General features: G+C 35.2%; 11 protein-coding genes and 2 pseudogenes. 10 read left to right on the forward strand and 3 right to left on the reverse strand.

The window, feature by feature from the left end:
* Window positions 1-137: 137 nt before the first annotated feature.
* The gene (locus MCY_RS01145; RefSeq protein ID WP_007346534.1) at window positions 138-1,709 is read right to left on the reverse strand and encodes a heme biosynthesis protein HemY; all 1,572 of its coding nucleotides are present in this window, start codon (window positions 1,707-1,709) and stop codon (window positions 138-140) included.
* 11 nt (window positions 1,710-1,720) lie between these two features.
* The gene (locus tag MCY_RS01150) at window positions 1,721-2,911 is read right to left on the reverse strand and encodes a COG4223 family protein (protein ID WP_007346535.1); all 1,191 of its coding nucleotides are present in this window, start codon (window positions 2,909-2,911) and stop codon (window positions 1,721-1,723) included.
* A 387-nt stretch (window positions 2,912-3,298) separates the two neighbouring features.
* On the opposite strand from MCY_RS01150, the gene tsaD reads away from it, so the two are divergent.
* The 5 genes and pseudogenes from tsaD to MCY_RS08985 all read left to right on the forward strand — a co-directional run bounded on the left by tsaD (window position 3,299) and on the right by MCY_RS08985 (window position 10,732).
* The gene (gene tsaD, locus MCY_RS01155; protein ID WP_007346536.1) at window positions 3,299-4,393 is read left to right on the forward strand and encodes a tRNA (adenosine(37)-N6)-threonylcarbamoyltransferase complex transferase subunit TsaD; all 1,095 of its coding nucleotides are present in this window, start codon (window positions 3,299-3,301) and stop codon (window positions 4,391-4,393) included.
* Window positions 4,394-5,072: 679 nt separating this feature from the next.
* Window positions 5,073-5,507, forward strand: coding sequence for an EVE domain-containing protein (locus MCY_RS01160; RefSeq protein ID WP_007346537.1), 435 nt, complete (start codon window positions 5,073-5,075; stop codon window positions 5,505-5,507).
* 1,196 nt (window positions 5,508-6,703) lie between these two features.
* Window positions 6,704-7,636 (forward strand): prephenate/arogenate dehydrogenase family protein, encoded by a 933-nt coding sequence (locus tag MCY_RS01165; protein WP_007346538.1) that lies wholly within the window; start codon window positions 6,704-6,706, stop codon window positions 7,634-7,636.
* A gap of 1,756 nt (window positions 7,637-9,392) precedes the next feature.
* Window positions 9,393-10,232 (forward strand): YihY/virulence factor BrkB family protein, encoded by an 840-nt coding sequence (locus MCY_RS01170; RefSeq protein ID WP_026087985.1) that lies wholly within the window; start codon window positions 9,393-9,395, stop codon window positions 10,230-10,232.
* Between the two features lie 47 nt (window positions 10,233-10,279).
* Window positions 10,280-10,732, forward strand: a pseudogene (locus tag MCY_RS08985) (DUF188 domain-containing protein).
* 25 nt (window positions 10,733-10,757) lie between these two features.
* Here the strand turns inward: MCY_RS08985 and MCY_RS01175 are convergent.
* Window positions 10,758-11,456 (reverse strand): TlpA disulfide reductase family protein, encoded by a 699-nt coding sequence (locus MCY_RS01175; RefSeq protein ID WP_007346540.1) that lies wholly within the window; start codon window positions 11,454-11,456, stop codon window positions 10,758-10,760.
* Between the two features lie 32 nt (window positions 11,457-11,488).
* On the opposite strand from MCY_RS01175, the pseudogene MCY_RS01180 reads away from it, so the two are divergent.
* The 5 genes and pseudogenes from MCY_RS01180 to MCY_RS01200 form a co-directional block, all read left to right on the forward strand.
* Window positions 11,489-12,543 (forward strand): annotated as a pseudogene (locus tag MCY_RS01180) (lyase family protein); the annotation flags it as partial.
* A gap of 118 nt (window positions 12,544-12,661) precedes the next feature.
* Window positions 12,662-12,841, forward strand: coding sequence for an LPS translocon maturation chaperone LptM (lptM, locus tag MCY_RS01185; RefSeq protein ID WP_007346542.1), 180 nt, complete (start codon window positions 12,662-12,664; stop codon window positions 12,839-12,841).
* A 9-nt stretch (window positions 12,842-12,850) separates the two neighbouring features.
* The gene (gene lysA, locus MCY_RS01190) at window positions 12,851-14,125 is read left to right on the forward strand and encodes a diaminopimelate decarboxylase (protein WP_007346543.1); all 1,275 of its coding nucleotides are present in this window, start codon (window positions 12,851-12,853) and stop codon (window positions 14,123-14,125) included.
* A 116-nt stretch (window positions 14,126-14,241) separates the two neighbouring features.
* On the forward strand, window positions 14,242-16,671 hold the full coding sequence (locus MCY_RS01195; protein ID WP_007346544.1) for a TIGR02302 family protein: 2,430 nt from the start codon (window positions 14,242-14,244) through the stop codon (window positions 16,669-16,671).
* Between the two features lie 223 nt (window positions 16,672-16,894).
* A complete protein-coding gene (locus tag MCY_RS01200; RefSeq protein ID WP_026087983.1) occupies window positions 16,895-17,635 on the forward strand; it encodes a class I SAM-dependent methyltransferase in 741 nt (246 codons plus the stop codon).
* The last annotated feature ends 886 nt before the right edge of the window (window positions 17,636-18,521 follow it).

The raw sequence follows: 18,521 nt of genomic DNA on the forward strand, positions 1-18,521 counted from the left end.
CAATCGCCTCTACAAGCCAAGCAAAATTTCATTTTTTAAGCATAAGAGAATATTTTATTGGACAAGGGTTAACGATAATTTTTTTTATACTAATTTTCTCTTCCGAACAAACATTCATATTATCATATTGATGCAATTTAAAATAAACGAAATTTTTTACTTGATAAAAACGTTCCTTCTTTTTCTGTTTTAACCCCTGGATCATCAACATTTAAGTGAGTCTGGTTGAATATTTTTACATTTTGTTCTTTTATATCTTTTTTCTCCACCTGCGTATTCCGCAAAAAAGAATTATCTATAAGCGTTAATTTTTCAATCTTCTTATCTTCAACATCCTTACTTTTTTCCACAACGTTCTCTTTATCCTCTTTATCTTCTTTTTTCGGCACAATATTGACCGCCTCTAATGTGAGAGAAGATACATGGGGAGGCGTTTTCCATTCAAAACAGCCCAAACGTCCACTAATTGGAGAAACAGCTGACCAAGAAGAAAAAATAACACCATCACACATCCATACTGGATCACGTTCAGCACGAAGTGCTAAAGAAAGCCATTGACGCACAGCACCTTGATTGTTTCCCTGTGCCTCTTCAATATCTGCCAATAATAAATAAACACTCTCCCGTTGATGATACTTCAATGCCTTTTGTGCCTGCTCTTTTGCTAATACTGTTTCACCAGCATCCAAAGCTGCTTTTGCAATAAGGAAAATCGATTCAAATGCATTTTTATTGTAAGAAGCAAGTGTTTTAGCCCTTTTCAATCGTCCAATAGCTCCTTCTTCTTTTTCAAGATAAAGCGTTCCCAAGTCAGGATGAGGATCCTTTTGCCAAGCCGCTATAATCATTTTATCCGCTTTACGTGTTTCGTTTAATTTATAAAGGATATCAGCAGCAATAACGGTTATTGGAACAAAATCCGGCGCCAATTTATGGGCTTTCAAGATAGCTGTACGCGCTTGTACAGGATGTGTATCAAACAGATGAAGTGCCTGTCCACCCAACAATAAAACCTGTATATGCAGACGCTCTGGTGTTGAACGAACAGAACGCGGTAGAGCTTTTTGCGCTCTTTCAAAAACAGTAAGTGCCTTATCCCATTCACCCTCAGCACTTAACCGATCAAGCGCCGCCTGATGCGCCCATAAAAGTGTCGGCGATAAAGTCAATGCCTCTTCGGCATATTGTTGCGCTGCCTCATAAGCCTTACTCTTCATCGCTTCACGAAACAAACCGTAAAGTCCAACCAATTTTGTAGGCTCTTCCTTTCTCATTTCCTCGTAAAGACCGATGGCGCGAACAGTATTATTTTGTAAAGACAAAGTTTGTGCTTGTAAAAATTTTATTAATGGCTCTTGTTCTCCAGCAAGATATTTAGAAACCTGTGCTTCCATTTTTTGCGCTGCCATACCATCACCAGCAAAAGTTGCAAGAATCCCCTTTGAAAGAGCTTCATAACCACGCTTTTGATGGCGTTTATAAAAATAATTGGAAAGAGCCCTAGGTATGGAAAAAAAGAAAGATAATAACCACCACACAAGCCCCAGCGTTGCAAAAAACAAAATAAGCACACTTAACACTGTAATCAATGAAGCAGAAAATCTTAAATGCAAAAATGTGAGGACAAAAATACCATTGTGACTAGCAACCCACCCGGAAATTAAACCGAAGATACAAACAACAAAAATATAAATAAAAACACGTATCATTTGGAGCCCATTTACATCTTTGTTGCCTTTAAAGATCCTTGTTGTGCAGACAATAGCAATTGCTGCAGCAACTGTTGAACAGTAACATGTCTTTCAAGCTGCTGAACAAAATCTTTTGAAACATCTTTTGCACTTTGGGGTAATGATTGCCATTCGCTCAAGGCCTTTTCGTAATCACCGGTTTGAATAGCAACTTCCATGCGCGCTGCAATAGCTCCCAACGTTGTCCCTTCAACATTTCCAATCGGTCGCGAAACAATTAGCCCTTTTATCCATGCTAAAATTCTGTCAAAAAAATCAGCATCTGACGTAACAAGATTTTGCGTACCAACGATTGCATCAGCAACACGAGCAAAATCAATTGAAAGTTGTGCTGAACTTGGAAGACCTATAGCGGCTGTCTTTTGCAACACATCAAGTCCATCAATCGAGGGAGATAATTGTTGTAACAGCTTTAATTCATTATTATAAGAACCGCCACGCTCTACAGCATTTTTTAATGAACTAATTGCAATAAAGAGTGCAGCATCCATTTCTTTTTTTTCACTCTTTTTCACAGCAATTTCTTCTCGTACAGTTTCTAATTTTTGTTTCAACGTAGCAAGATCATTTGCATTACTCTGCCCAACAGACAAAGCCACCTCTATTTCTTTTGAAGCTTCAATGAAAGTCTGTACAGACTCTTCAAGAGCTTTTATTTTTTCCTCTAAAATCGCAAAAATTTTTCTGCTTTCTTCTTTCGATTGTTCGTCATTTTTCGTTGCTGTAAACTTATGCGATGAAAAAGAAGAGAACTCTGTTTTTAATACGTCAATTTCTTGCAGCACACGCCCCAATTGTCTTTTTGTTTCTTCACCTTGACTTTTTGCAGCTTCAGCAATATGCAAGGCTTTTTCCCCTCCAGTAAAACTTTCCACAAAAGGATAAGGAGCAAAAAAACCCGCCCATTGAAGCCCCATAAAAACTCCCAAAGCAATAAGTCCCCCTAAAATTCCAGAAAGGAACAAAAAAAGCCAAGTCGTATCAGAGGAGGAACTTTTAGTCTGACCTTGCATATCCTGTTTTTCTATGACTTGAGATTCTACAGAATTGTTTACTTTTTCCTCTGAATCATGGGGAACAATTTCATGCTCAATCACTGGCTTCTTACGGCGCGTATTAGCAGAATGTGATTTAACTTTTGGTTTTGAAGAATCGACCATTTCTGTCACTCTTTGGTACACACTTTTTCTTAATGATAAAATAATAAAATGAAAAAAGTTTTAAAAATGGAGCTTTTCTCAAATATCTCCGAAAGTGTATAAGTTTATAGAAATTTTCCAATATCATTTTTCTCAAGAATATTTACAATTATAGACTTTAATATAAAAGTTTTTAAAAACATATCTGCATTTTATACTCAAAAATACAGTTTCATTTTTTATCAATAATGCCATAAAACTCAAATTAAAATACTAAAATACATATTTTCTCATAGAAAAATTAATTATAAGAGAAATACCTTGAATCTTTTTCGGTTCATGATACGCACACAGAAAAGAAGCTTCAATGTAAGATTTTATTGAATTCAATATAAGGTTTTATTTTAAATGCGTCTGCTGGGAATAGAAACAAGTTGTGATGAAACAGCCGCAGCTGTCATTGAATACAACAATAAATCAAACAGCCAAATTCTTTCCAATATTGTTTGGAGCCAAATTGATCATCATGCCCCTTATGGCGGCGTTGTTCCTGAAATCGCTGCTCGTGCCCATGTTGAAGTTCTTGATCATTTAATTCTGCAAGCCCTAACAGAAGCAAACACAAAATTAAAAGATATTGATGGCATTGCTGCCACCAGTGGTCCTGGTTTAATAGGAGGACTGTTGGTAGGCGTTATGAGTGCAAAAGCACTTTCTCTTGCTACTGGAAAACCATTTATTGCTGTAAATCACTTAGAGGGACATGCTTTAACAGCTGTATTAACGCACAATATCAACTTTCCTTATCTATTACTTTTAGTTTCAGGTGGTCATACCCAAACAATTCTTGTTCATGAAGTAGGCCACTACCAGCGTTTAGGAACCACCATCGATGACGCATTAGGAGAAGCTTTTGATAAAACAGCGAAACTCTTAGGCCTTCCTTATCCTGGTGGACCAGCACTTGAAAAAGCAGCTTTATTGGGTGATAAAAATCGCATTTCTCTTCCACGGCCTTTAAAAGGTGAAAAACGGTTAGATTTTTCTTTTTCTGGTCTCAAAACTGCTGTTCGACAAGCCGCAACAGCCATATCCCCTCTTACAGAAAATGATATTGCTGACATTGCTGCAAGTTTTCAAGCCGCCGTGACCGATACGGTATATGATCGTGTTCAGCTAGCTCTCCAACACTTTACCCACCAATATCCTCTCTCTCATAATCGAGGAAAGCGATCTCCTTCTTTGGTTATCGCAGGTGGCGTTGCCGCAAACCAAGCCATCCGCTCTACATTGCAAAAACTTGCCCATCAACATGGTTTTGAATTTATAGCCCCTCCTCTTTCCTTGTGTACCGATAATGCTGCAATGATTGCTTTTGCCGGTGCACAAAAGCTCGCACGAGGAGAAACAAGCTCTCTAGACATTGCTCCTCGCTCACGCTGGCCATTAGATGAAAAAGCCATCCCCTTGATCGGAATGGGACGCCGTGGAACAAAGGCATAAGAAAATTGACGCCCATTATACACCCCAAAGAACAAAGACTCCCATTCAATCCAATCTGTAAACCATCTAAGTTCTTATCAAGCGAATTCCCCTTGATTTCCCACTTACACAATTTGTTTAACCAAAACCTCGATACACAAACCCAAATATTCACCACACATTCTAAAAACACTTCAGTTTCAAAAAAATTGCCTTATATCACATACCTAAAATGATAGTATTTTATGGCATAATAAGATGCACTCTATCACACGAAGTATAATATAAATTCATTTTTTAGCATCATCACCTTGGATCATCTATTTGTTTCATTGCTATGGTAATTTTAAAGCTTTTTAGAATCAATTTTCTCACTAAATTTTCTTCAACACAATGTTCCTATAATAAACCGTCGCTAAAAAGATGACTGAGCCTCCACATGACTTAATAATTTTAAGTCTATTCTTCGATATACTGACATATTTTTTTGCAAAAAGCTTAAATTAAAGAGTAAAATACCTTTATAAAGCATGAAACATCAATGGAACGCGTTTCTCTATTACAAATTATTTTGAAATAAGAAAAACTAGATAACGCTTATTCTTTACCTCATTTTAAAAATTATCGTTAATGGTGTTACACAGATGCTTATAAAAATGCACATGATGAATGCATAACTATTTGTGAAAAAGGAAAACTCATGGCTTATTGGCTTTTTAAATCTGAACCTCATAAATGGTCATGGGCAATGCAAAAGAAAAAAGGAACTGATGGCGAACAATGGGATGGTGTACGCAATTATCAAGCCCGTAATAATATGCGTGCCATGAAATATGGTGATAAAGGTTTTTTTTATCACTCAAATAAAGGTTTAGAAATCGTAGGCATTGTAGAAATATGTGCTGAAGCACACCCTGATTCTACAAGCTCTGATCCACGTTGGGAATGTGTGGATATCCGTGCACTTTGTGATATGCCAACACCTGTTTCATTAAAACAAATCAAAGCCAATCCCAAACTAGCAAATATGGTGTTGGTCAATGCCAGTCGCTTATCAGTACAACCAGTGACAGAAGATGAATGGAAAGAAATCTGTTTGATGGGCAACCTTAAAAAGGAAATGCTTTTATCCTAAAATAATAATTTTTATTCATCAGATCATATGATTCAGTATCATTGATTTATATAAATAATTTATCATCATTCAACTTGAATTAATCACCCGAATACTATTTGAATTACCTCTCGAATACCGTAAGACTCTATCATTTCAAATCTATTGATGTTGAATCAATTAAGACTTTTCGCGTACACGACAAACCGGATGAGACATATGGATAAAAAATTGTACAAGAAAAAACTAAAATGCCTTTTATGAATCGTCCCCAATACAAAGGACTGTTTTCTCCCAAGAGCTGACAAAGTGTGTGATCGTGCTGGCTTGCTTTTTTATTAAAAGTTTAAAGAGAGAAGTGCCCTATGAATTTACCATTATACTCATTCACATAAAGGATAAAATATAAAAAAATCAATATCTCAAATGTATTTATTTTTATATAAATTTCCTTTAGAATCCACGTTTTTTTACATGTTTTAATTGACCAGTTTTTATAAAAATTGCCATGTATGAATAGACTATAAAAAGCAAATCATGGTGCCAATGTTACGACGCATGAATTTGCAACCCAAATCTATTCTGTTTAAGGCGTTTTATTTTACGTAAGAGTGACTATATCATTATAGGGATATTCAGTCCTTCTGTTATCAAACCTTTTATTTATTGGGAGAGCATGTTTTTCTCATATTGGTTTGATTTATAGTATCAAGAAGTGAGAGAAAAAAATTCTTTTAAAATTACGATATTTCTTTGTATACATTATTTTACGATGTTTTCAATATTCGTAAAATTTGTGTTGATAATCTATAGGATAGCACAATACATTCTCATCTACCAACCGCATCAATCAATAAGCATATCGTAGTTAGTTGAAAAAACTGGTATTTTCTTCCGCTTCTGATGCATTTTTATGAAAATGTATTTATATTTTATATCAATCGCTTACATTTTGTTTTAGTAATGCGATCTAGTCTGCAATGAAGTGAGAATTTAGAACCTGATGTTCCATTTTTTGTCACGCACTTTTTGTATTTTTTAGGTAAAATAACCTGTTATCAGTTTGCACAGATGATGATTAGTAAATGCGTTATTCTTTATTCCCTAGTTGTAGTTTTTTAATGTTTTACGCATAACTCTTGAACAAACAGACAAAAAAACGATGATTTTTAAGTTGTATTTATTTCCATTTGGTAAAGAATCTTTAAAGGTGAAAGATGCTCCATATTCAATTTGAAAAAATAGCGCTCATTGGAATCGGTCTGATTGGATCTTCTTTAGCAAGAGTGATTAAAAAGAAAAATCTTTCAGTTCAGATTTCTATTGCAACGCGTCGTCAAGAAACATTGGAAAGAGCACGCGAATTAAAACTTGGCGATTTTTATACAACGGATAATGCAAAAGCTGTTGAAGACGCAGATCTCGTTATTATTTCTGTTCCTGTTGGGGCAAGTGCAGAGGTAGCAAAAAACATTCATGATCATTTGAAGCATGGGGCGATTGTGAGTGATGTTGGTTCTACAAAAGAATTAGTTATTACAGAAATGGCACCTTTATTACCCAAAACGGTTCATTTTATTCCAGGACATCCTATTGCTGGAACGGAATATTCAGGTCCAGATGCTGGTTTTGCTGATTTGTTTATCAATCGCTGGTGTATTTTAACGCCTTTTTCGGATAGTGATGCAGCAGCTGTAGCACAATTGACAGCGTTTTGGGAAGCTTGTGGTGCACGCGTCGAAAAGATGGATCCTAAACATCATGATCTTGTTTTGGCGATTGTTTCACATTTACCGCATTTGATTGCCTATAATACTGTTGGCACAGCAAGTGATTTAGAAAAAGTAACAAATTCGGAAGTGATTGCGTATTCCGCCTCCGGTTTTCGTGATTTTACGCGTTTGGCATCTTCTGACCCCGTTATGTGGCGAGATATTTGTTTGCATAATAAAGAGGCTATTTTAGAAATGTTGGGCCGTTTTAGTGAAGGACTTGCTTTTTTAGAACAAGCAATTCGTTTAGGTGATGGTGAAACACTATTTAATTTTTTTACGCGTACACGTGCTGTGCGTCGTAATATCATTGCGGCAGGACAAGAAATTGATGCCCCTGATTTTGGGCGTTATAGCGTTTCTAAAGAGAGGATGTAAATTAGAGATTTTTTAATTTTGCGATGTTGTTTTGCTTATTCTTATCATGCTTTTTGATGAGGGTATCTGTTCTTTTAAATTATGCGTTATAATTTTCAAGTCCCCAATGTTGCAACAGCCCTTGCATTAAGACGGTTCATAAGAGCCATTTTTAATCCTTTCTTCCATAGTTTTTATCCACACACTCATCCCACTTGTTACGTGCAAGCGAATGATTTTGATTGATTCAACAGAAACGAATTTGAAATGAGAAAATCTTACGATATACGGAATTATCACTCAACATGAAAAACAGTTAATTATCATTATAAATCAATTTATTACCATGAATATACAGTGTTGTTCTTAATAATTTGTACAATAATTAAGAGTGCTTACCTTTATCCTCTACCCTGTGCTCTAAAATGGCTTTTGCCCTTTATGAGAAGCTCTTGCGGTTCTGTTAGCCAATCGCATAAATTCACGTAAAACTCATAGAGATATCTTCCAAGTTTAATTTATTTCATATCAATAGAAATACAATTCTCATTAAAAGCAATCCTCATTAAAAGAATCACAACCAGAAAAATAAAAGAAGAAATTATCTTAGGAAAAAACGAGGGTATTCAATAATTTTTTTATCTGATGGCAAAGACATATAAAATTGTTCCATAATATAACTCTTCATATTATCGATCCAAGAATTATATTCTCATCGATTTAATTGTCATGAATACGACACTAGAGATTTGCGGAAGTTTTGTGCAAACGCCTGTAAATAAATGCAAAAGTACATTATTATTGCTATCTTGCAAAGTTCTTTATAAAAAGCAGGAATGATTCTCCAATTTATAATCGGTATATTTTTCGTTTTATAATGTTATTTCCTTTCTTAAAGAAACATGTCTTAAAGTTCGTCACCCCCATTTCACGCGGCGGACGTAAAGGGTATAACGATAAAACCACCATGAATAAGATCAAATTTATAGAACATCACCATATCTTTACACTTATGAAGGAACAAACCGATACCATTACTCTATTTACCAACCCTTAAGTGTTGCTACAGCCCTTGGCATTTAAGCAATTCATAAAGGCATTTTTACTCCTTTTCTCTAGTGATTTTACCCCCACACCAGCCACACTTGTACCGTGCAAGTAAATAGTTTCAATCGCTTCAATTCGAGAAGAGTGACAAGAAGAGAATGCTATATAAATCAATATATTGATTTCATAAAGTTTGTACTTTTATTGTTCCGTCTCAATCAACATTCCAACTTCATGTAGCAGCATGGTTTAAGATAAATATTAAGATGATTTAGAATGTTAGTTTTTTTAGTTTTGTATGTCAGATTGAAGTAGGAATCTTGCTTGTATCTGTTCGGTTTATCTTTTCAAAGCACGAGAATAACTTCTTTTGAGAACAAAATAAAAGATCTAAAGGTAGAAACTGATTTCTCTCTATTTCCTTTTAATCTATCTGTCTTCTGTTCATTAAGATTTACAACGCATAAAAGAATTCATAGAAAATTTTTGCCTCACATTTTGTTTTTCGTAGCCTTTGGTTAGGTAGCTCATATCAAAGAAAATGCTTCAAGCAAAAAGCAATTAATTGGTAAAATCTTTTGGCCTGTTCTTTTCAATTTTGGGACAGAGTAAGACTTGACCACATAGCTTCTTGCCCTTTATATCTAAAAATATTTGTTTTTAAAGTTTTTGTGGTTTTTATAAAATTTAGGATAACTGAAAAAAGGATGTTACCAGAAAGTATTGAGGTTTGTTGAAAAATATCTTTTGGTATAGCTATCGCATTTTTGGTGATGCAATAAGTCATTATTGGCGTGATAATGGAAGTGCCTTTGCAAGCCATGTTGCGTTATCGGGACTTTTAGCATTTTTTCCTTTTTTTATTTTTGGAATATCTTTTGCTCGTTTTCTAGGTGCTTTTACCTATACACCACAAAAAATTAAAGCACTAGTACAATTATTGCCTGATGTCATTGCAGAACCTTTATCTCAGGAAATTGTTAATGTTTTAACCATTCATCAAAGAGGCGTGTTGACGCTTTCTGTCATTGGAGCAGCTTATTTTGCTTCTAATGGAATAGAAGCTTTGCGGACGGCTTTAAATAGAGCGTACCGTGTTATTGATCAACGAAGTTTATTATTTTGTCGTTTTCAAAGTTTGTTTTTTGTAATTCTTGGAGCCATTGGTCTTGTCGTGATTAGCTTTTTATTGATCTTAGCGCCTGTGCTGATCAAAATTATGCAAAATCATTCTTTTTTTATAACTGAATATATCGGAGTTATTCGTTTATGGCGCTATACAGTTGCAATTATTATTTTATTTATCAGTCTTTTAATCGTTCATAAATGGCTTCCCGCAGGACAACGGAAGTTTATAGATATTTTACCAGGAATCGTGGTGACAATGTTTGTATGGTTTATGGCTTCGCTTGCTTTTGCACAATATTTAACGATGTTTGATTATATTTCAACTTATGCGGGGTTAGCATCTATTATGGTTGCCATTATTTTTCTTTACATATTAAGTGCAATTTTTATTTTGGGAGGTGAAATAAACGCTGCAATAATGTTTTATCGCAATCATTGGTGATCTCTTAACTGAATGGAGAAAACTGTAGATTGTATGAATGCCAAAAGATGGATAGAAGAATAAGACCTGCCATGACTCTATTGATTGATACAAATGCTTGTCCTATAAAAACTGAAATTTATCGTGTTATAAATCGTTAGCAGCTTAAAATACTCATTGTTGCAAATTATTTTCTTTCTCCTTTCGATGAAACACTCATTGAAAGAATCATTGTTTCTGGTAGGCTTGATAGTGCTGATAATTGGATTGTAAAACATCTACATGAAGCGAGTGTTGTTCTTACCAATGATATCCCTTTAGCCGCAAGGGTTACATGGTCTGGAGGTATTTGCCTTTCACCAACAGAGCATATTTTTTATATAAATTCAATCAGTTAATCCTTCATCATGTGCAATTTGATAGAAAATTTGTGAGAGCAAGAGAATATCACAAGAGAACCACGCCCTTTTTGTGGTAAAGATCGTTCTGCTTTTTCGTCAGCATTGAATTTGGCAATCTAACATTTTTAAAAGCGTGGTTATTAGGTTATTGCGCTTCTTTCATGACAGCTTTTATAAGTGTTTTGGCATCGTCATTGGCCCATGGCGCTGCACCATTATAGGAAGCAATGAGATAACCATTTTTATCAATGAGAAGTGTAACGGGTAATCCTAAAGCAAGTCCTTTTCTTCTCATATTGTTGAAAATATTCATTGTTTCATCGCGATAGTAGACTAAATTATCAGCATGAATATCTTGCAAAAATTGCTGAATTCTTTCAGGAGAAACTGCTTTATCAATATTAATCGCTATTACATCGAAGTTTTCTCCACCCAATTCGCGTTTTAATTGCCCCAATTCAGGCATTTCTGTGCGGCAGGGTGCGCACCAGCTAGCCCATAGATTGATGAGTATAGGTTTTCCGATAAATTCAGCGAGTGTATGATCTTTTCCTTGAATATCCTTAAAAGAAAGATTTTTCATATCTAAGAGTGTATCAGTAAATCGCATATGAACAAACAAGCCTGTTGCAGCTTTTTGGATTGCCACCATTTTTTTTTCGTGTATTTTTTCAGTATCTTCTTTTGAAATAGAGTTGGCAAAAGAAGCCCCACTATTGTAATAATAGCTTTTGATTACATATAAACCGACATCAGCTAAAATCATGATAACAAAAAAGGATATTATAAAAATTTGCCGCTTTTTATTTTTTTCCTTTGGACTATTAAATTTTTGAGGAATCATAATTTCTATCCTTTGTATGGCTGTTTTAGAGTATAACAAATGAGAAGTTAAAGAACCAAACATTGAGAGGCAGTTTATCGCGAGATCCGCCACAGTTATGGAAAAAATTAACACTTCAATTGATGTTGATCAAAAACTCTACCGACAAGATAATAAAGGTTCGCTCTCTCATGCTGCAATATTAACGCAAATAAAGATTATTTTATAGTCTAATTACAAAAAATTTTTCATGGTTTAAAAATTATTCTTAAAGAAATTAAAAAGGATACTTTTGCTTTTTCACGAAAACTTGAAGATATTCATATGTATACTAAAGCACGATTGAATGCGTTGATTGGTCCTGTTGCTAGACATTTACATACAGCGCATTCACACAATGATTCAGTGGCTGTTAACTTTCGGTTATAGTTGGATAAAGCATTGCAAAAAATAGCACAAGCGCTAGCTTTTTTTGAAATCTACAAACAATTCAATTGATAGTGTCTCTGAGTGTAGCTTTGCATTGGAGTTTTTAAGTTCTGGTGCTCATTGGTGCCACCATCTTTCGCATTTAGTAGAAGAAACAATTCTTTAGTCAAGTGAACAATTTTGTTTTATTTATCCGATGCCTTTTCAACTGTTTCATCTCTCATGCCACAAAAAGAGAAATCCTGATACAGAAGAGCAAAAGCAGATCGATTGTATGCTTATAGGATTGTTAACAGTAATGAAAGAATTACTACTTGCTTATTCAAAGGATATGCAAGAAGATAAAGACTACAATAGATTTTTGAGTTTAAAATTATCACCAACAACAATGGCGTGGATGATTTCTGATTTAAACGTAAATAAAAGAGTCATGAAACAAATAGCAGATTTAGAGTATGCAACAGCTACGGATTTTGCTAATTGGCCCGTCTGCAAATTAACGATTCCTTTTCGTGAAGCGCATCACATAACGGAACATGCTGTAATAGCGGCAAGAAAACAGTGCCTCCTGCAAGATTTATCATTAGACGAACTTCAAGAAATTTATCCTGATATTAATGCAACACTTTTTGATGTTTTGGCCGTTGACAAATCTGTTGAAAGTCACAAAAGCTTGGGGAAGGATAGCACCTTTATAGATTCTTCGGCAAATTACGTGTTGAAAAAAGCATTTTATGACAGCATGAATGATTGTGTTTTAAAGATAAAAAAGAGAGCAAAATGAGGAAATAAGACAAATGAAAATTATAGTAAAGGTGTTGATAATTATCCTTTTTGGGGGAGTAGGTATCGTTGGGTGTGGACGTAAAGGATCATTGGAGATGCCTCTTACAAGTGTGGATAAGCCTATGCAAGATACATCTGTTGCTAAAAGTAAAGATGATAAACCTTTTATTCTTGATCGTTTGATAAAGTAGGAGGGGATTGTGGATTTTTTTTCCTACCATAAAGGTATACTCCATGCTGAAGGTTGTTCACTTGCTATTCTTGCGCAGAAGGTAGGAACTCCTTTTTATTGTTATTCGGCCAATGCATTGGTTACACGTTTTAAGGACTATCAAAAAGCATTTCAAGGGATGTCCAGTCTGATTGCTTATGCGGTTAAAGCGAATTCTAATCAAGCGATTTTGCAGCTTCTAGCGATAAATGGGGCGGGAGCTGATGTAGTTTCAGAAGGTGAATTACGACGAGCCCTTGCAGTTGGTATTCCAGCGCATCGTATTGTTTATTCTGGTGTTGGTAAAACTGTGAGAGAAATAGATTTTGCTCTTTCTCAAAATATTTATTGTTTTAATGTTGAATCAGAATCGGAACTTGAACAGCTGTCGCAACGCGCTGTTGCGCTTTCAAAGACAGCACGTGTTTCATTGCGCATTAATCCAGATGTTGATGCAAAGACTCATAAGAAAATTACAACAGGAAAATCTGAAAATAAGTTTGGTATTCCATTGTTATTGGCAAGAGAGGCTTACAAAAAGGCTGTCTCTTTACCTGGATTGCAGGTTTGCGGTATCGATATGCATATTGGTAGTCAGATTTGTGATTTAAATCCATTTGAAGAAGCATTTATTATTATTGCCGATTTGGTACGTCAATTGTGGAGCGATGGTTATACAATAACGCATATCGATATTGGTGGTGGACTTGGTATTGCCTATGGTTGTGAAACACATACCGTCCCTTCTCCTTTTGATTATGCTGCGCTAGTAAAGAAGCATATTGCTCCTTTAGGGATTAATATTGTTGTAGAACCGGGACGTAGTATTGTGGGACAAGCTGGTGTGCTCATGACATCTGTTCTCTATTTAAAAAGGGGACAAGGACGGAATTTTGTTATTGTGGATGCAGCAATGAACGATCTGATGCGTCCAACGCTTTATGATGCTTGGCAGAATGTTGTGCTTATCAAACAAGCCCCCAAAGATGCTCCTCTTATTCGTGCAGATATTGTTGGTTCTATTTGTGAGACTGGCGATTATTTAGCATTAGACCGTTGCTTACCGATTTTAGCATCAGGTGATCTTTTGGCAATTACGCAAACTGGAGCTTATGGGGCTGTGATGGCGAGCACTTATAATAGCAGACTTTTGGTACCAGAAATTCTTGTTCAAAATACGCGTTATGCGGTTATTCGTCCACGTCCTGATTATGCGCAATTAATGGGATGTGATCATATTCCTGATTGGATCGAACATTCTTAAATATTTTTGGTCTTATTTTTACTAAACTTTGATGAAACAATTTATTTTCTGGAAATTGTCTTGTATGGGTTTTATGATCTTAATGCACCGCGGTAAAAGGGGAAAAATGCTTGTTTATGAAAAATAAAAACATCAAAAGCTTTGCAATAAAGCTTTTGTGTGTGCGCATTTTGATGTGGGGGATCCTTTCGTTTGAACGGATATGGGTGCGGTTGTTGCCATTTTCCCTCGTTCTTAGTCTCTTTTGTTCATTGAGCTGGTTAGGACTTTTTGGCGTTTTAGGATATTGGTTTCATTTGCTCTTACTTGGAATTCTGTTTGTTTGTGCGGGGGCGAGTTTATTTTTTCTTATTCGTTTTCGGTTCCCCACAATGCGGGAAGTAGATCACCGTCTTGAACGTATCAATGATCTTAAACACCAGCCTTTGACTATTCAGACAGATCATTTATGTTATGAAAACAACGAAGATTTTAGTGCTGTTATTTGGCGTGAACATCAACGCCGAATGGCTAAACAATTATATCATTTAAAAACTGGATTTATCTCTCTTAATAGTGCAGCTTATGATCCTCTGGCTTTGAGGACTTTGTGTATTCTCCTTTTTGTGTGTGCTTTTAGTTTTTCTTTTGGTTCACGAGGGGGGCGTTTGGCTGATGCCTTTGATTTTCGCCCTATTGTCGATGAAAAATTCATGCGGATTGATGCTTGGATAACACCACCTGTTTATACCGGTGTGGCACCTATTTATTTGACAAAAGATGAAAAAACACAACTGGAAATCCCTGAGGGGAGTAATATTGTTGTACGTGTTGCCAATAGTGCTGGCGTTACAGTACACGCAAAGTCTGTAGAAAATGGACAGAGAATTTCATTTTCAAAAAAAAATGAAAAAACAGCTTTGAATGACCCAATTGCTCATTTTGAAACACATTTAGAACATTCAATGGATTTGTTTGTATCATCACGTCATAAAAAGCAGCAATGGCATTTGCAGATGATTAAGGACACATCTCCAACAATTCGTTGGTTGGAAAAACCAGGGCGGATTTTAACGGGTTCGTTAGAGTCACGATATGAAGTGGATGATGATTATGGTGTGACAAAGGCTTTTGTTGAAATAGAGCCTTTTTTTCCTCAGAATAAAAATGCTCCTTCTCTTTATAAGGCTCCGGAAATAAAGCTTCTTCTTCCGCGTAGTGGCAAGGGTAAAATGCGAACAGTGCAAGATGTATCAGCGCATCCATGGGCAGGTTCGCAAGTTAAAATTACTTTGATAGCAGAAGATGGAGCGGGGCAGAAAGGGCGTAGCAAAACTTTTATTATGATATTACCGCAGCGTGTTTTTTCAAATCCTGTTGCGCGTTCTGTGAGTGAATTGCGTCGTTTATTAGCGCTTGATGCTTCGATGAAAGAGCGTGTATTGGATATGCTTTCTGCTTTACTTGTGCATCCAGAAAAAGGGCTGCAAAATGCAGCGCATTTTCTTGTTCTACAGAGTGCATGGACAAGGCTTTTTTTCGCACAAACAGAAGAAGACTTACACAGTATGGTGGATTATTTATGGCAAATTGCTTTAGGCATTGAGAATAATCAATTTGAATCCGTGCAAAAAAAGTTAAAACAAGCACAAGCTGCTTTACGGGATGCACTCCGTTACGGTGCTCCAGAGGCAGAAATCGAACGGCTTATAGCAGATTTCCGTCAAACTATGGATGAACATATTCATGCTTTGGCTGAAAAAACGCAAGATAATCAAGTTTCCAAAAATTTTAAAAACTCAAAGACTCGTAATCTTTCTGAAAGTACATTACAAGAAAAGCTGAATCTCATTGAGGAAATGGCTAAAACAGGTTCTTCCTTAGCCGCTGAACAGCTCTTATCAGAAGTTGAACAGATGCTTGATCATTTACATGTGCAAAAAGGCAATCAAAACGAGGGAGAAAAAAAACAATCTGCACAAATGAAAGAAAAGATGGACCAGCTTGGAGATTTAATGCGTCGTCAGCAAGAAATTCTCAATGAAACACATCGGTTGGAAATGGAACAAAAACGTGGAGAAAATATACCGGAACAACAAAAAAAATCTTTGAAAAAACGTCAAGCTGAATTGCGATCTGAATTATCAACATTAAAAAAAGAATTAGCAGAACAGGGATTTGAAACAGGTAATGCATTGAAAAAAGCAGAAGAAAAAATGAATTCTGCAGAAAATGCTCTTGATCATGGAAATCATCAGGCATCTATACAAAATCAATCTGATGCCTTGGAAGCTTTACGGCAAGGAGCCCAAAATGTTTTACAAAAAATGCATGAAACACTCAAAAAAATGGGAAATGATAAAAATTCTCATTCTGATCCTAAAGATCCGTTAGGACGTCCACTTTCTTCAAAAACAGATGAAGGACAAGAAGATGAGGTAGTCCCACAAGAAAGCGATCAAATGCGTACGCGGCAGATTTTAGATGAAATCCGCAAACGCCTTGGTAAAGAGCATATTTCAGAAGAAGAAAAGAACTATCTTGAAAAATTACTTCATTTTCATTAACCAGCATTGGATCTTTTTTTAAGTGATATTAGAAATAGCATATGAAAAACCTCTATGAAGCCTATCTCCAAAGAAAATAATTAAAATGCTCGTAACGCAATAATCATCATGTTGTACTTCTTTTTTAACCATTTAAGTTTAAAATATGAAATATCGAAATATTTGCTATTGCGGAGAAAAAGCAAAAATCCATATAAGTTGGGTATATGAAAATCTGTAATGTCTGAAATTTGTTTCTATATGGTATATTGAATTGGATATCGTCACCCTGAAAGGTTTTTATGCTTCTACACTTGGGATGCGTGTGCAAAAGACGCTATGTGACCAATTGAATTTATGGTGGCCTGATCTTACGGATAAACGGATTATGGGAATGGGTTATACTCTTCCTTATCTTTCTGCATTGCGTGAACGCGCCCAACAATGTTTTGCTTTTATGCCAGCTTCTCAGGGTGCTTCTCCTTGGCCTTGTGCTAAGCAAGTTGCGACAGCGCTTGTTTTTGAAGAAGATTTGCCACTTCCTGATGCTTCAGTTGATTGTATTTTATTGGTCCATGCATTAGAATATACAGAAAATTCATTTGAAACATTGAATGAAATATGGCGTGTTTTAGTCCCCAATGGCCATTTGATTGTGATTGTTCCTAATCGCTCTGGCTTTTGGGCACGTAATACCACTACACCCTTTGGTTATGGCGAACCTTATAGTCAGCAACAGATTATTCGTTTGTTTGAAAAAACAAATTTTGTTTCTGGATCAATACAAGAAATCATCCATTATATGCCCTCTACGAGTTATATTTCACGGTTTTTCTCATTTTTTTATGAGCCATTTGCGCATCATCTTTTACCTTATTTTGGTGGACTCTTAATGTGTCAAGCACAAAAACGTGTTTATCAAGGTCTGCTACAGCGTCGTCAGTCTCGACGTATTTTTATTCCTGCTTTATCACCACAAATGTGAAATTTTTTACTTTATAAAGATAATTAACCATTTTTCCATTAGTATCAGAACTGCAAATTATAGAAGACTTCTCTTATTTTAAATTTTTGTAATCACAATTAAAAAATCTCAAATATCGATATATTACACCATTTTGCATGAATAGAGACAATATTTAAGCTAGAAACAATGCTGATATTTCAGTAGATGTAAAAATGGTAGCGTTCAAGAGAAAAATATTATGCTTCGTAATAAAATACCCTAAAGTGAATTTGACAGAAAAACGAAATATCTTTTTAAGGAAAGAATATTCTTTCAATGGTTTTCTATCATCCTATAATAGTAAATCAAAAAGTCTTATAAAAAATAGCTGCTTTATCTCTATGGAGGAAGCTTTAAGCACTTTAGATAAAAGTGAATCTTTATTTATGATCCTAAATAATTTTTCACTTATGAGAAGGTTATTTTCGAAAATACGTCATATTCTTAAATAAAATTTTTGGACGATCATTTAAGCGTTCTACCATTAATTATCTTATTTTCTGAGCGGAGATAAAATCATATACGATAGAGAAAAACAATAAAGATAAAAAGCATCTCTCAATTTAGCTTAAGCTTAGTGAATGTGAAATAAAACAGTAAATGGAGTGGTGTTTTTGAAAAAATAATCTAAATATCAATATATTAAATATGGATGATTATGATAAAGAATGTTTCTAAAAGATATCACGATTGTTTGTATGACGAATATATTAAAAATTTTAAAGAGAACAAAAGCATATAAGCCGAAATTACCAAATATATCATGAGATTTTAAAGCATTTCTGTTGCTGGTTCTCTCGTATTGGATATTTCGGTTCTTCATTCATAATGGAGAAATAATTATTTTATCATGAACATGCTTGAT

It is taken from the genome of Bartonella rattimassiliensis 15908, from assembly GCF_000278215.1.
GTDB classification, from domain to species: Bacteria; Pseudomonadota; Alphaproteobacteria; order Rhizobiales; family Rhizobiaceae; genus Bartonella; species Bartonella rattimassiliensis.

Coding starts and splice junctions, on each gene's coding strand:
- MCY_RS01145 (WP_007346534.1), bottom strand. CDS start 1,709: ATGATACGTGTTTTTATTTATATTTTTGTTGTTTGTATCTTCGGTTTA.
- MCY_RS01150 (WP_007346535.1), bottom strand. CDS start 2,911: ATGGTCGATTCTTCAAAACCAAAAGTTAAATCACATTCTGCTAATACG.
- tsaD (WP_007346536.1), top strand. CDS start 3,299: ATGCGTCTGCTGGGAATAGAAACAAGTTGTGATGAAACAGCCGCAGCT.
- MCY_RS01160 (WP_007346537.1), top strand. CDS start 5,073: ATGGCTTATTGGCTTTTTAAATCTGAACCTCATAAATGGTCATGGGCA.
- MCY_RS01165 (WP_007346538.1), top strand. CDS start 6,704: ATGCTCCATATTCAATTTGAAAAAATAGCGCTCATTGGAATCGGTCTG.
- MCY_RS01175 (WP_007346540.1), bottom strand. CDS start 11,456: ATGATTCCTCAAAAATTTAATAGTCCAAAGGAAAAAAATAAAAAGCGG.
- lptM (WP_007346542.1), top strand. CDS start 12,662: ATGAAAATTATAGTAAAGGTGTTGATAATTATCCTTTTTGGGGGAGTA.
- MCY_RS01195 (WP_007346544.1), top strand. CDS start 14,242: ATGAAAAATAAAAACATCAAAAGCTTTGCAATAAAGCTTTTGTGTGTG.